The 13,855-nt window shown below is 68.3% G+C and carries 15 protein-coding genes; 8 read left to right on the top strand and 7 right to left on the bottom strand.

Annotation, left to right across the window (positions count from 1 at the left end; translation table 11 throughout):
• The first annotated feature begins 22 nt into the window (after positions 1 to 22).
• The 5 genes from sufC (at position 23) to IU450_RS06175 (ending at position 3,731) form a co-directional block, all read left to right on the top strand.
• Positions 23 to 799, top strand: a complete 777-nt coding sequence (gene sufC / locus IU450_RS06195) for a Fe-S cluster assembly ATPase SufC (RefSeq protein ID WP_195148832.1) — start codon at positions 23 to 25, stop codon at positions 797 to 799.
• A 1-nt stretch (position 800) separates the two neighbouring features.
• Complete coding sequence (locus IU450_RS06190) at positions 801 to 2,054, top strand: cysteine desulfurase (protein WP_195148831.1); 1,254 nt, start codon at positions 801 to 803, stop codon at positions 2,052 to 2,054.
• A 3-nt stretch (positions 2,055 to 2,057) separates the two neighbouring features.
• On the top strand, positions 2,058 to 2,555 hold the full coding sequence (gene sufU, locus IU450_RS06185; protein WP_195148830.1) for a Fe-S cluster assembly sulfur transfer protein SufU: 498 nt from the start codon (positions 2,058 to 2,060) through the stop codon (positions 2,553 to 2,555).
• Between the two features lie 77 nt (positions 2,556 to 2,632).
• Positions 2,633 to 2,971 carry a metal-sulfur cluster assembly factor gene (locus tag IU450_RS06180; RefSeq protein ID WP_195149547.1) on the top strand — a complete coding sequence of 113 codons (339 nt, stop codon included), beginning with the start codon at positions 2,633 to 2,635 and terminating at the stop codon, positions 2,969 to 2,971.
• 328 nt (positions 2,972 to 3,299) lie between these two features.
• Positions 3,300 to 3,731, top strand: coding sequence for a DUF4189 domain-containing protein (locus IU450_RS06175; RefSeq protein WP_195148829.1), 432 nt, complete (start codon positions 3,300 to 3,302; stop codon positions 3,729 to 3,731).
• A 1-nt stretch (position 3,732) separates the two neighbouring features.
• Here IU450_RS06175 and IU450_RS06170 read toward each other — a convergent pair whose 3' ends face one another.
• The 3 genes from IU450_RS06170 to IU450_RS06160 are packed head-to-tail and all read right to left on the bottom strand — an operon-like array spanning position 3,733 to position 6,241.
• Positions 3,733 to 4,395, bottom strand: coding sequence for a methionine ABC transporter permease (locus tag IU450_RS06170; RefSeq protein WP_181722444.1), 663 nt, complete (start codon positions 4,393 to 4,395; stop codon positions 3,733 to 3,735).
• A complete protein-coding gene (locus IU450_RS06165) occupies positions 4,395 to 5,423 on the bottom strand; it encodes a methionine ABC transporter ATP-binding protein (protein ID WP_195148828.1) in 1,029 nt (342 codons plus the stop codon). Before IU450_RS06165 ends, IU450_RS06170 begins: the two co-directional genes overlap by 1 nt.
• Entirely contained in the window at positions 5,420 to 6,241 is an 822-nt protein-coding gene (locus tag IU450_RS06160) for a MetQ/NlpA family ABC transporter substrate-binding protein (protein WP_195149546.1), read from the bottom strand. The genes IU450_RS06165 and IU450_RS06160 overlap by 4 nt, the downstream gene beginning before the upstream one ends.
• A gap of 182 nt (positions 6,242 to 6,423) precedes the next feature.
• Here IU450_RS06160 and IU450_RS06155 point away from each other — a divergent pair, with 182 nt between their 5' ends.
• Positions 6,424 to 7,290 carry a MetQ/NlpA family ABC transporter substrate-binding protein gene (locus IU450_RS06155; protein ID WP_195148827.1) on the top strand — a complete coding sequence of 289 codons (867 nt, stop codon included), beginning with the start codon at positions 6,424 to 6,426 and terminating at the stop codon, positions 7,288 to 7,290.
• A gap of 18 nt (positions 7,291 to 7,308) precedes the next feature.
• On the opposite strand, the gene IU450_RS06150 is transcribed toward IU450_RS06155, so the two are convergent.
• The 4 genes from IU450_RS06150 to IU450_RS06135 form a co-directional block, all read right to left on the bottom strand.
• A complete protein-coding gene (locus IU450_RS06150) occupies positions 7,309 to 8,442 on the bottom strand; it encodes a hypothetical protein (RefSeq protein ID WP_195148826.1) in 1,134 nt (377 codons plus the stop codon).
• Positions 8,439 to 9,026, bottom strand: a complete 588-nt coding sequence (locus tag IU450_RS06145; protein WP_195148825.1) for a hypothetical protein — start codon at positions 9,024 to 9,026, stop codon at positions 8,439 to 8,441. The genes IU450_RS06150 and IU450_RS06145 overlap by 4 nt, the downstream gene beginning before the upstream one ends.
• A gap of 9 nt (positions 9,027 to 9,035) precedes the next feature.
• Positions 9,036 to 10,526: a VWA domain-containing protein gene (locus IU450_RS06140; RefSeq protein WP_324197560.1), complete on the bottom strand. Its 1,491-nt coding sequence runs from the start codon at positions 10,524 to 10,526 to the stop codon at positions 9,036 to 9,038.
• Positions 10,527 to 10,754: 228 nt separating this feature from the next.
• A complete protein-coding gene (locus IU450_RS06135) occupies positions 10,755 to 11,495 on the bottom strand; it encodes an SDR family oxidoreductase (RefSeq protein WP_195148823.1) in 741 nt (246 codons plus the stop codon).
• A gap of 191 nt (positions 11,496 to 11,686) precedes the next feature.
• Between IU450_RS06135 and IU450_RS06130 the strand changes: the two genes are divergently transcribed.
• Together IU450_RS06130 and IU450_RS06125 are read left to right on the top strand one after the other, a co-directional pair.
• The gene (locus IU450_RS06130; protein WP_324197559.1) at positions 11,687 to 13,015 is read left to right on the top strand and encodes an NAD(P)/FAD-dependent oxidoreductase; all 1,329 of its coding nucleotides are present in this window, start codon (positions 11,687 to 11,689) and stop codon (positions 13,013 to 13,015) included.
• Between the two features lie 183 nt (positions 13,016 to 13,198).
• Positions 13,199 to 13,819 carry a hypothetical protein gene (locus IU450_RS06125; protein WP_324197558.1) on the top strand — a complete coding sequence of 207 codons (621 nt, stop codon included), beginning with the start codon at positions 13,199 to 13,201 and terminating at the stop codon, positions 13,817 to 13,819.
• The last annotated feature ends 36 nt before the right edge of the window (positions 13,820 to 13,855 follow it).

Raw genomic sequence — 13,855 nt, 5'->3', positions numbered from 1 at the left:
CTGACAAAGGAATTCGAATTCGATGACCACCCTGGAAATCAAGGACCTGCACGCCGAGGTCGCCAACCCCGACGAGTCCGGCGAGCCCATCAAGATCCTCAAGGGCGTGAACCTCACGGTGAGTTCCGGTGAGACGCACGCCATCATGGGCCCCAACGGCTCCGGCAAGTCGACGCTGTCCTACGCCATCGCCGGTCACCCGAAGTACACGGTGACCTCCGGCTCGATCACCCTCGACGGCGAGGACGTGCTGGAGATGTCGGTGGACGAGCGTGCGCGGGCCGGCTTGTTCCTGGCCATGCAGTACCCGGTCGAGGTTCCCGGCGTCTCGATGTCGAACTTCCTGCGCACCGCCGCCACCGCCGTGCGCGGCGAGGCCCCCAAGCTGCGGCACTGGGTCAAGGAGGTGAAGGAGTCGATGAGCGAACTGGAGATCGACGCCGCCTTCGCCGACCGCAGCGTGAACGAGGGCTTCTCCGGCGGTGAGAAGAAGCGCCACGAGATCCTCCAGCTCGGCCTGCTCAAGCCGAAGATCGCGATCCTGGACGAGACCGACTCCGGCCTGGACGTCGACGCGCTGCGCATCGTCTCCGAGGGCGTCAACCGCTACAAGGAGCGCGAGAACGGCGGCGTCCTGCTGATCACGCACTACACCCGCATCCTGCGCTACATCCAGCCGGAGTTCGTGCACGTCTTCGTCGGCGGCCGCATCGTCGCCGAGGGCGGCGCGGAACTGGCCGAGGAACTCGACGCCAACGGCTACGTCCGCTTCACTCAGACCGCTATTGCTGGAGCCTGACATGACCGCTACGGTCCGCACCCTCGACGTCGCCCGTATCCGGGCCGACTTCCCGATCCTGAACCGCACGGTCCGGGACGGGAAACCGTTGGTGTACCTGGACTCCGGCGCGACCGCGCAGCGGCCGATCGGCGTGCTCGAAGCCGAACGCGACTTCCTGATCACCAGCAACGCGGCCGTGCACCGCGGCGCCCACCAGCTGTCGGAAGAGGCGACCGACGCCTACGAGGACGCGCGGGCCGACATCGCGCGGTTCGTCGGCGTCGACGCGGGCGAGATCGTGTTCACCAAGAACGCCACCGAATCGCTGAACCTGGTGACCTACGCGTTCGCCGACGACCGGTTCCCGCATCACGTGGGCCCGGGCGACGAGATCGTCGTCACCGAGCTGGAACACCACGCGAATCTGGTGCCCTGGCAGGAGCTGGCCCGCCGCACCGGCGCCACGCTGAAGTGGTACGCCGTCACCGAGGACGGCCGGATCGACCTGGACTCGCTGGAGCTGTCGTCCGCCACCAAGGTGGTCGCGTTCACCCACCAGTCCAACGTCACCGGCGCCGTGGCTCCGGTCGAGGAGCTGGTGCGCCGGGCGAAGGCGGTGGGCGCGCTGGTCGTGCTCGACGCCTGCCAGTCGGTGCCGCACATGCCGGTGGACTTCCGCGCGCTCGGTGTGGATTTCGCCGCGTTCTCCGGGCACAAGATGCTCGGCCCCTCCGGCGTCGGCGTGCTGTTCGGCCGCCGCGCGCTGCTGGAGGAGATGCCGCCGTTCATCACCGGCGGGTCCATGATCGAGACGGTCTTCATGGACCACAGCACCTACGCCCCGCCGCCGCAGCGGTTCGAAGCCGGTGTGCCGATGACCTCGCAGGTGATCGGATTGGGCGCGGCCGTGCGGTATCTGGAACAGATCGGCATGGACGCCGTCGCGGCGCACGAGCACACGCTGGTCGCCGCGGCGCTGGAAGGACTCGCCGGAATCGACGGCGTGCGCATCATCGGGCCCACCGAGAACATCGATCGCGGCGGCGCCGTGGCGTTCCTGGTCGACGGCATCCATGCCCACGACGTCGGGCAGATCCTGGACGACGAGGGCGTCGCCATCCGAGTGGGCCACCACTGCGCCTGGCCGCTGCACCGGCGCTTCGGCATCGCCGCCACCGCCCGCGCCTCCTTCGCGGTCTACAACACCGTCGCCGAGGTGGACGCGCTGGTCGACGCGGTCCGGAAGGCTCAACGCTTCTTCGGGGTTGCATAAGTCATGCGCATGGAGCAGATGTACCAGGAAGTGATCCTGGACCACTACAAGCACCCGCATCGCCGGGGGCTGCGCGAGCCGTTCGGGGCCGAGGTGCACCACGTGAACCCGACCTGCGGCGACGAGGTCACCTTGCGCGTGCGGCTCGACGCCAACGGCGACGTCGCCGACGTCTCCTACGACGGCCAGGGCTGCTCGATCAGCCAGGCCGCCACCTCGATCCTCACCGACCAGGTCATCGGGCTGCCGGTGCAGCAGGCGCTGAAGGTGGTCGACTCCTACAGTGAGATGATCTCCAGCCGTGGCACCATCGAGGGCGACGAGGACGTGATCGGCGACGGCATCGCCCTCGCGGGGGTCTCGAAGTACCCCGCGCGGGTGAAGTGCGCGCTGCTCGGGTGGATGGCGTTCAAGGACGCCGTCCTCAGGATCGGCCCCGAGCAGCCCGCGAGCGCCGCGGAAGAACCGAACCGTCCGAAGGGAAACGGGGAAGCGTCATGAGTGACACACCGGCCACCGACACGACCGAGCAGGCCGCGGCCGGCGCCGAGCTGTCTGAGCTGCCTGAATTGTCTGAGCTGCCTGAGCTGTCTGCGGAGGACATCAAGCAGCTCGAGGACATCGAAGAGGCGATGCGGGACGTCGTCGACCCGGAACTGGGCATCAACGTCGTCGACCTCGGCCTGGTCTACGGGCTGCGCGTCGAGGAGGACAACATCGCGGTTCTCGACATGACGCTCACCTCGGCGGCCTGCCCGCTGACCGACGTCATCGAGGACCAGTCCCGCAACGCGCTGGTGCGCAGCGGACTCGTAGAAGACCTGAAGATCAACTGGGTCTGGATTCCGCCGTGGGGTCCGGACAAGATCACCGAGGACGGCCGCGAGCAGCTGCGCGCGCTCGGGTTCACGGTGTAATTCGCCAGGCTGGTAGCGGCCGCCGGACAGCTCCCGAACGGGTGCCCCGGCGGCCGAGTCGTATCCCCGGTATCCCAGTGCAGTGCGGCCGTGAACGATCGTCGGCGATGCGTCCCCGGTGCGTACCGTCCGCCCTGCACCGGAACCACGGCGCACGGCCCTCACCCGCGATCATCCGCGGTCGGCGGCGACGCACGCTCGGACCCCGCCCGACGCGTCGGGTCGAGGTCGCGCACCCGCCGAGGCTGGGAAGTCCGGTCTTTCGACAAAGCGCGCGAACCGGGCAATGATCTGAGCCCGGAGTCGTTCGCCAGTCGGGGAGGATCGCATGTCGGTGCCGCACAAGGCCGCCCTCGGGCTCGTGGCGGTGTCCGCCGCCACCTGCGCCGTGGTCGGCGGTCCCGCGGGGGAAGCGCGTGCCGCCGGGACCACCTATGGCGCGCTGGCGCTTTCGTCCAGCACCGGCGCCGTCGCTTCGGCCGTGGACTACGCGAGCGCGGCTGCCGCCGACACCGCGGCTCGTGCCCAATGTGGTGTCACCGACTGCCGGACGGTCGTGCAGTTCTGGAACGCGTGCGGATCGGTCGTCCGCGGCGCCGACGGCAAGCACGGATGGGCGTGGGGTCCCACCCGTGCCGAAGCCGAACGCCGGGCCATCGAAGTGCTCGGTCCCAGCGCTCCACCGTTCCCGAGTCTCGGCAGCGCGATTCCCCGGCCCGCCGCCGTGCGATTGACGGCTTGCACCTCGACCGCCGGATAGCTCAGCGGCGCAGCACCTTCCGGGCCAGCCAGTTGCCGAAGAACTGGATGCCCTGCACGCCCGCGATGATGATCAGCGTCGCGACGAGCGTGACCTGCCAGTCGAAGCGCTGGTAGCCGTAGACCAGGGCGAAGTCGCCGAGACCACCGCCGCCGACGGTGCCCGCCATCGCGGACATGTCGACGATCGCGATCACCACGAACGTGTATCCCAGGATCAGCGGACCGAGCGCCTCGGGGATCAGCAGCGTGAGGATGATGCGCAGCGGTCCCGCGCCCACCGCGCGCGCCGCCTCGATCACGCCGGGATCGACGGTCACCAGGTTCTGTTCGACGATGCGCGCGATGCCGAACGACGCCGCGACGATCATCACGAACGCCGCGGCCTCGGTGCCGATCGTGGTGCCGACCACCTCCAGCGTCACCGGGCCGAGCGCGGCGAGCAGGATGATGAACGGTATCGGGCGCACCACGTTGACGACCACGTTGAGCAGCAGATTGATCGGCGCGTTCGCCAGCAGCCCGCCTTTGCGGGTGGTGTAGAGCGCGGTCCCGAGCAGCAGCCCGATCAGGCCGCCGACCACGAAGGTGATCCCCACCAGGTAGAAGGTGGTGCCGATGGCCTCGCTCAGCACCGGGCGGAGCTTGTCCCAGTCGGTATGCATCACAGCTCCTTTCCGGCCGGCCGGCGCTCGAGTTCGGCGACCACCTTGTCGACCGCCTCGTCGAGGCCGTGCAGCGCGAGCGTGAGACTGCCGAAGGTCTTCTCCTGCAGGCTGCTCACCCCGCCGTAGACCACCTCGAACCGGACCTCGGCGTGCGCCGCCGCGGCCAGTGCCGCGCCGATACCGCGCTCGTCGTCCACCTCGACGGTGACCAGCCGGCCGCCGTGGCGGTCGGCGAGGCGACGCAGCTCGTCCGCGGACGGGCGATTGTGCAGGACGGTCTCGACGAACGAGCGGGTGGGCGCCGCCTGCGGCGTGGCGAACACCTCGAAGGTGTCGGCGAGTTCCACGACGCGTCCCTCGGCGAGCACCGCCACTCGGTCGGCGACCGCGCGGATGACGTCCATCTCGTGGGTGATGACGACGATGGTGACCCCGAGTTCACGATTGATCTTGCGCAGCAGGCGCAGCACCTCACCGGTGGTCTCCGGGTCCAATGCCGAGGTCGACTCGTCGGCCAGCAGCAGCGACGGTGAGGTGGCCAGCGCTCTGGCGATGCCCACCCGCTGTTTCTGGCCGCCGGACAGCTGGTCCGGGTAGCTGCGCGCCTTGTCCGACAATCCGACGAAGTCCAGCAGTTCGGCCACCCGCGCCTTGCGGTCGGCGCGCTTCCAGCCCGCCACCTTCAGCGGGTACTCGACGTTGCCCGCGGCCGTGCGGGAGCGGAACAGATTGAACTGCTGGAACACCATGCCGATGTCGCGGCGCAGCCGCCGAACCTGCCGCTCCGGCACGCCGGTGATGGGCGTGCCGGAGATCTCGATGGTGCCCGCGGTCGGCTTCTCCAGCGCGTTGATCAACCGCACCAGGGTGCTCTTGCCCGCGCCGGAATAGCCGATCACGCCGAAGATCTCACCCTGCTCGATGCGCAGGTCGATCCCGTCCAGTGCGACATTGCGCTGCGCGCCCTTGCCGAAAACCTTGGTGACCGAACGGAACTCGACGGCGGGTACGGTCCGGTCGCTCACTTGCCGTCGCGGATGGTCTGCTGCACCCGCTGCAGGATCTGTTCGAGTTCCTGGCCGCTGCGCCGCACCTCGACGGAGGTGCCCTTGGTCACCTCGTCGTGCGCCTTCTGCACTTCCGGGTCGTGCCAGAGTTCGGCCAGTTGCAGATAGACCGGGTTGTTCTTGTCCTCGGCCCGGGTGACCAGCGCGTTGATGTACGGCTCCGCGGCGGGGTTGTTCGGATCGTCCTTGTACAGCGCCGAATGCGGGTCGATGCCGGAGCGCTCGAGGAAGGTGTTGTTGACGATCGAGCCGTCGACCGAGGCCAGCGACAGCGCGGTCTGCGCGGCGTCGACGGGGGTGACCCGCACCTTGGAGGCGCCCTTGTCGATGTCGGCGGGGGAGGGTGCCTTGGTGTCCGACGAGAGCTTCAGCAGGCCGGCGGCCTGCAACACGAACAGTGCCCGCGCCTGATTGGTCGGATCGTTCGGGATCGCGATCTCCGCTCCCTGCGGGATGTCGGCCAGCGACTTGTGCCTCTTCGAATACAGCCCGAGCGGCACGATGTAGGTCGAGCCGATCGGCGTCAGCGTGTCGTTGTTCGCGACGTTGTAGGCGCCGAGGAATTGCAGATGCTGGAACAGGTTGATGTCGATCTGCTTTTGCGACAGCGCGAGATTGGGTTGCTTGTAGTCGGAGAAATTGGTGATGCGCAGCGTGATGCCCTTGTCTTTGGCGCGCTGCTCGAAGACGTCCCAGGAGTGGTCCTTGTCGGTGGTGCCGATGCGCACTACGTTGTCCGAGGATGCCTCGTCGCCGCCGCAGCCGGTGAGGGTCATAGCCGCGGTCGCTACCAGGACCGGGATCGCCAGTACCCGATGGAATCTCACTCGTGCTCCCGATTGCTCGTCGCGATATCAACCCGGTAATCCAAGCGATGCGGGCGAACCGGCGACAACGGTTTCGATTGTGGTGAGCGAAACCCTCCGCACGAACTGTACGAGCGTCTAGTTTGCTGATAATGCGCTCGAGTCTCCGGCTGTTGCTGATCCCGATCGTGTCCGCGCTGGCCGTCGCCGTGGTCGGCTGCGGTGGCGGGGACCGGTCCGACGCGGTCCGCATCGGGGTGAACGATCTGTCACTGCCGCACTGGGAGGTCTACCGCAAGAAGGCGGCCGAGCAGGGCATCACGGTCGAGTTCACCAATTTCACCGATTACAATCAGCCCAATCCCGCCCTGGCGCAGGGCCGCATCGATCTCAACAAGTTCCAGCACGTGCGGTACCTGGCCAACTACAACGTCCGCAACAACGACACCCTGGTGCCCATCGGCGCGACCGAGATATTCCCGCTGACGCTGTACTCGCGCAAGCACAAGTCGGTGGCCGACATCCCGAAGGGCGGCCAGATCACGTTGAGCAACAACCCGGCCAACCAGGTGCGCCCCCTGCTCGGCCTCGCCGCTGCCGGGCTCATCGTGCTGAAGGGCGGGGCCAGCTGGGATTCCAAGATCGAGGACGTGGATCGCGACGCCTCCCGGGTGCAGCTCACGCCCATCGACCCGACGCTCACCGCCCAATCGCTCGGCAGCGTCGACGCCGCCTTCGTCGACGACACCTTCGCCCGGCCGGCCGGACTGACGTCCAACGAGGTCATCTACACCGACGACCCCGAGCGTCCGGAGTTGAAGCAGTACATCAACGTCTTCGCCGCCCGCGCCGCCGACAAGGACAACCCGACCCTGCTGAAACTCGCGCAGCTCTACCACGACCCGGAGGTCGAAGCCGCGGTCCGCGCGGAAACCGGTTACCAGGGCATCTTCAAGACCAACACCCCGGACGATCTGCAAGCCACGCTCACGGAACTGCAGACCCGGTTCCGGAAGTAGGGGTGCCCGCGCTTCTGCTCAGGCGCACTTGCCGTCGCGGACGCAAGCGAGCAGCAACTGGGTGATATCGGCCCGCGGGGGTGTCGTGGAGCGCGGTTGGGTGGCCAGTGGAATCGGCGCGAAATCGGCGGTGTGCGCCGCGCCGAGCTGGGTGGCGGAGCGGAACCCGTAGCGCTTCCAGGCGATCTGCTGGATCTTCGGATCCTGGAGCGCCGTGATCAGCCGATGTGCGGGGGCGGTGAGGGTGAGGATCGGATTGCTGTTGAAGATGGTCGGATCCGGATACAGCAGCCGGGCGTTCGCCAGCAGCGCCTCGGTGGCGGGCCTGTTGTCACGGTAGTCGACCAGTTGGCGCAGGATCTGGCTCTCGTATCCGGCGTATAGCGTGGCCGCTCCTTGGATGAGCCATTCCCGGAAACCGCCGTCGGAGCTGTCGGACTGCAGACCCTGTGCGTCGTAGAGGTCGCGCACGGCAGGCAGCCCGGATCTGGCTTCGGCGACGGTGGGCGGCTGGAAGACGTCATTGGAGGCGATGACCGTCAACTCCAATTGCAGCAGGGTGAATCCGGAGTTCGAGGACTTCGGGTCCGTGCTGGTGATGCGCACGGGACCGGCCAGCTCCTGCGCTCCCAGCGACTCCCACTTCTGCTTGGGCAGCACGTACTCCAGCAGCAGGCGCTTGAAATCGACGATGTAGTAGGAGTTGTCCCGCCGCGCCACGATGCCGGCGCGGACGAGCGCGTCGGTGGCGGCCGCACCGGCGTAGATCACCTCCGGTGTCTCCAGCACCGACTCGGCGCGGTAGTCCGGGAAGTCGCCGGTGCGGTGCGACTCTTCGAAGACGCTGCGGGCACTCGCCGACGACGGCCACAAGCAGTCGACCTTCTGATCGCGCAGCTGGTCGGTGGGAATCTGCACCAAGTCGTAGGAGCCGCGTTTGTCGAAGCGCACCTCGAGCCCGTAATCGTCCCGCAGGATCGCGCGGACCTCGGCATCGGCCATGAGCGCGGATTTCTCGGAGCCGCCGAGGCAGGTGAGCTGTCGAGCCGCGACGGGGGCGTCGTTCGCCCCGCGGATCACCACGACGCCCACCGCGATGGCGATGACGGCGACCACGATCGCGAGAACGACGGGGAGGCGGGATCTGTTCATCGGTCCTCGCTCGGGGGAAGCTGCGGGGGATTCATGAGTTCCAGGTGTGCCAGATCCCGGAAAAAGGATTCCAGGTTCGCCTCGCCGATCTGTTCGGCGCCGTGCGCGGCGAAGGTCTCGAATCCGGCGAGTACGCGGCGGCTACGCGACAGCAGCGCCTCGGCATCGCGGTAGGACGACCGGTGGTCCTGGATCTCCACATACCTCCGCAGCGCCGACTCCACACTCGCCAGATAGTCGAGCAGCTTGCGCGCTGTCATGGGAAGGCTTGCAGGATCGGCGGTTTCGGTGCGATCGAGCAGGCGCGGAACGATGTCGCAGGCCCGCAGCAGCGAGGCGCGGGTCTCGGTGTCACCCACCCGCGCGGCCAGTGTCGCCACCCGCTGGTTGGTCTCCGCTACTCGTCGCACCAGTCGACGGCGCAGGGTGAGAGCGGAGACCCACTGTCCGGCAAGGGCGGTGAGCACGGCCGCGCCGATCGCCACCAGCGCCGCGCCGGCCGGCGAGCCGATCACGGCATAGAGCGCGAGGAAAGTGGGGACGAGCACGACCAGCGCCGCGATCAGGGCGGCATTACCCGGCACCGGTGCCCCCTACCGGTAGCCGGTGGCCTGGCGCAGCGCCGCGACCATATCGTCCGTGGTGAGATACGACCCGCCGGTGCGCTCGGCGATCGTCCGGAGGTTGTCTTCCTGTACGGCGGAGCCGAATCCGATGACCACCACCGGGACTCCGGTGCGCGCGATGTCATCGAGGCCGTTGCCGCCCTCGGTGTCCGCGCCGTCGGTCATGAGGACGACCAGTCGTTTGCGATCCGGGTCGGCCGGGCCGGTGAACTGCTTCGCCGCGCTGCTCAGGCAGCGATAGATGCCGGTGCTGCCGCCCGGGCTCCGCGCGCGAATGCTGTCGCGCAAGGATCGGAGATCCGGTGCCGCATTTCCACCGGTCCACGGCGTGGCGGTGGCGGTGCCGTTGAACAGCAGTACCGCGGTGCGGTCCTTCGGACCGGTTTGCAACAGGTATCTCTTGGACTGCGCCGGATCGAACAGCAGATCCGCGGCTCGCTGCACCCCGGACCAGCCGCCGTTGTCGGCCATGCTGCCGGAGGAGTCGATGCAGTACACCAGGTCGGTGGGCGTGCGATAGACGGTCTGGTAGTTCTCCAGAGCGGCGTCGATGACCGGGGCGGCCGGATACGTGATCGGCTGCTCGGTGAGCGTCGTGCGAATTCCCCAGGCGGGATCGAAGACTTCACGCGGTGCGTCGGGCAGGGACAGCCCGATACTGGTGATCGGCCGCCGCCCCAGCCGGACCAGCCGCTGCTGGGTGTCGGCCGAGAGCAAGAAGTCCTGCAGCTTGCGGAAGTTGCCGAGTTTCTCCGCATTGTCGCCGTGCGGCAGGAAACCCAGCGGGGCATCCGAAATCGCCAGTACGCCTCGGGGGTAGATGGCGTGCAGTGGTTCCTTGCCCGCGCGTACCAGTTCCTGGTTGCGTTCGATCACCAGATTCTCGTAGGTGAACATGGTCTTGCACTGCTGCGGCGCGGCCAGGCACTCGTCCATGAGCAGGCCGGTGGACGGCGGCGTCCTGGCGAAAGCCCGGGTGAAGCGGGTGATCCCGGTGCGCACCGGCTCGGAATCGAGCTGCGCGCGGGTGAGCGGCACACCGGGGCCGTTGCCCGCGAAGTAGTTGAGGAAGGCCAGCAGAACAGTGGCGCCGGAATTGGACTGGGTCGGGTTGGTCGTCCAGACCGTCGTCTTCTTCGCCTCGGCGGCCGCCAGAATCTCCTCGATGCCGACGTCCCGCCCGGTGAATCCCAGGGCCTCCAGCTCGCTGCGAGGACCGGCGTACACCAGGGGCGTACTGAACATGGGCTGCACCTGCTGTAAGCGGTGTCCGGTATCGCCCAACTGCTGGAAGACGCTGCTGGCGAACCAGAATCCGTCGTAGGGCGCGTCGCCCGTGTCCAGCAGACGAGCCTGGTCCACCGACCCGAGTTCGGTCATCGTGCAGGTCAGCTTCTGCTCCCGGCACCACGGCTGCACCACCTGCCGGAATACCGCCTCGTGCTCGGAGCCCGCCACGATGTTCAGCACATTCGCGTCAGGGTCGTACTCGCGGACCGGGCCCGACCCGCGATCCTCCCCGCAACCCGTCAGCAGTGCACACAGTGTGATGAGTGCTGCGACAAGCACTCTCGTGCGGCGATACGGCAATTCGCCACCTTCCCCTCGATGACGCGATCGTAAGCGGCGGTGGCGGGGAAGTGGTGAATAGCCGGTGACGTCCTAGCGAATCCTCGTCGATCCGGCTCAGCGGGCTTTCCGCAGCCAGTCCCGGTAGTGCGTGGACGCCAGGTGGGCGTCCGGACCCGCGATCAGCACATCGCCGGTGACCGCCGCGAACATGCCCGCGGTGTCGTCGGTGACCACGGTCCGGCTGTCTTGCCGCGCGGCCAGGGTGATCCTGCCGAGCTCGTCCAGCGCGAAGACGTCCGGGCCCGCGACGTTGCGGATCCCGCCCAGCGGTGTGCCGGTGGAGACCTCGACCACCGCGTCGACCACGTCCGCGGCGGCCATCGGCTGGAGCCGGGTGGCGGGCAGGCGCACGGTGTCGCCGTCGGCGGTCCAGGACAGGACCGCGTCCATGAACTCGAAGAACTGGGTGGCGCGCACGATGGAGTACGGCGTCGGGCCCTGCCGGAGCAGGTCTTCCTGGAGGGTCTTGGCCCGGTAGTAGTCCAGCTGGGGCACCTGGTCCACGCCCACGATCGAAAGGACGACCTGGTGCCGCACACCGGCAGCCTCACCTGCGGCGAGCAGGTTTCGCATGGAGGTGCGGAAGAACTCGAGCGACGCCTCGTCGAAGGTCGGCGAGTTCGCCAGGTCGATCACCACGTCCGCGCCTTCGAGCGCATGGTCGAGACCCGTGCCCGTGATGAGATCGACACCGGTGGACGGCGCCGCCGGGACGGCCGAGTGCCCGGCCGCGGTGAGCTTCTGGACCACCTGCGAGCCGATCCGTCCGGTACCGCCGATGACTGTGAGCTTCATGGTCTCCCCTTTCGCGCAGTGCGTCGTACAGGGCGAACCTCGGTGACCAGTAAATCAAGTTCGCCATGCGACGGGAGCGAATTGCGAGCACCCACCGATCGGCCGGGTCCCGGCCCAGGACGGCCCATTTCGCGGTTTCGAACCCGCCGGGGCGGGAATCGCGTCGGGGAGTCGACGTGAAGGAGGCCTCCGTGCCGGATGAGAACACCGCGGGCCCGCAGCGGGTCGTCATCGTCGGTAGCGGGTTCGCCGGGTTCACCTGCGCCCAGAAGCTCTGCCGCATCGTGGCACGGGCGGACCGGGACGTCGAGGTCGTGCTCGTCACCCCCAACGACTACATGCTCTATACGCCGCTGCTGCCGGATGTCGCGGGTGGTCTGATCGACCCTCGGTTCGTCGCGATCTCGCTGGCCGATTCGCTGCCGCGGGTACGGCTGGTGGTCGCGACCGTCCGATCGGTCGACCTGCGGAACAAAACCGTCACGGTGGCCGGTGAGCACCAGCCGCCGCGGCAGTTGTCGTGGGATCGGCTGGTGCTCACGCCGGGGTCGGTCACCCGGCTGTTCGACATACCGGGCCTGGCGGAGCACGCGCGAGGGCTCAAGACCGTCGCCGAGGCGCTGTACCTGCGCGAGCAGTTGCTGCGTCAGCTCGAACTCGCCGACGACGAAGAGGACCCCGAGGTGCGGCAAGCTCGCCGCACCGTGGTCGTTGTCGGCGCGTCCTACGCCGGTACCGAACTCGTCGCGCAGTTGCGCGCCCTCGCCGACGCCTACGCCGCCCGCCGCGGGTTCGACCCCGCCGAGGTGCGTTTCCTGCTGCTCGACACGGCTCCCCGGGTGATGCCCGAGGTCGGCGAGCGGCTCAGCGACAAAGTGCTGAAGGTCCTGCGGCAGCGCGGCATCGAGATCCGGCTGGAGACCTCGCTCACGAAACTGACCGACAACCAGGTCGAACTGACCGACGGTACGGTCGTCCCGACCCACACGGTCGCCTGGGTGACCGGGGTGACCGGAGCGCCAGTCCTGGGCACGCTCGGCCTGCCGCTGGAAAAGGGCCGTCTGATCGTGGACGCGAAGCTGGGCGTACCCGGTCACCCGGACGTCTTCGCCGGCGGTGACGCGGCAGCCGTGCCGGATCTCACCGAACCGGGCCGGATCACCCCGCCCACGGCTCAGCACGCGTCCCGGCAGGGCAAGACGCTGGCCAGGAACGTCGCCGCCAGCCTCGGTATCGGCACGGCAACCCGGTACAAGCACCGCGACCTGGGTCTGGTGGTCGACCTCGGACCCGGCTTCGCGGTCGCGAACCCGATGGGCATCCGCCTGTCCGGCCTGCCCGCCAAGGCGGTGACCCGCGCCTACCACACCTTCGCTGTGCCGCGAGCGGTCAACCGCTGGGCGATAACGGTCTCCTACCTGACCATCGCGGTCACACCCCGGCCGCTGGCCCTGCTCGGCCTCGTCAGCCACGAGGAAGCGAGCTTCGGCACCAGCGAGGGAATTCCCGCCCCGGACTGAGTCCGCGTTCGGACGGCCGAAGTACTCCTCCCCGAACGATCTCCGCGGAACTCGCATGCCACGCGCCCGCGCGCGCCGACTGTTTCCAGCACCGTCGGCATGCGCCGTCGCCGACACCGCCGAACCGCGGCGTCTCCGGCGAAACGCGTGCGCGAGGCCGACGGCAACGGAGATGATGCGGGAGTGGACGAGGTGACGTACCGGCAATCGCGGGTGGGATTGCACGCGGTCGCGGAATTGTTGATCGCTGGACCGCAATACCGAGAGTTCGGCACCATCCGGCTACGCGCCGTGCGTGGGGGTTTCGGGGGTGTGCGGTGGCCGGTGTCGGTGGTCGGGGAGGAATTGGTGTGGCCGGAGGGCCGCGCTCGGCTGGAGGGCACCTATCGGGAAGTCGCCCGTGCCGCCGGTTTCGAGCCGGGGCCGCCGGAAGGGGCGTACGCGGACACGACCGGGGTCCACCTCGATGCGGCGATCGAGGTGGACCCCGCAGCCGCCGGACTCATCGAGCGATGGTTCGCGATGGGGGACAGGGCATTGCGCTGTCTGGCACCCGACCTGACGCCCGTGCTGTGGCCGGAGCATTTCGACCTGGCAGGTACGGTCGACGAGGTGAACTACGGGGTCTCGCCCGGAGACGACACGCATCCCGGCCCGTACGCGTATGTGGGGCCGTGGACCCCGCGCAGCGGCGAGTTCTGGAATGCGCCGTTCGGCGCGCTGCGGCCACGCGACGCGGTGAACACCGTCGCGGCGCTGCTGGAGTTCTTCGAGACGGGCAGGGAACGCGCCGCGCACGGCTGACCCGCCCTCGAACACCCGGTCGTGTCCGGCAGGGAC

The sequence above is a fragment of the Nocardia abscessus genome (assembly GCF_015477775.1).
In the GTDB taxonomy this organism is placed as follows: domain Bacteria; phylum Actinomycetota; class Actinomycetes; order Mycobacteriales; family Mycobacteriaceae; genus Nocardia; species Nocardia abscessus_A.
Note: the sequence above shows the minus strand (reverse complement) of the source record. Positions and strands in the feature narration are given on the sequence as shown.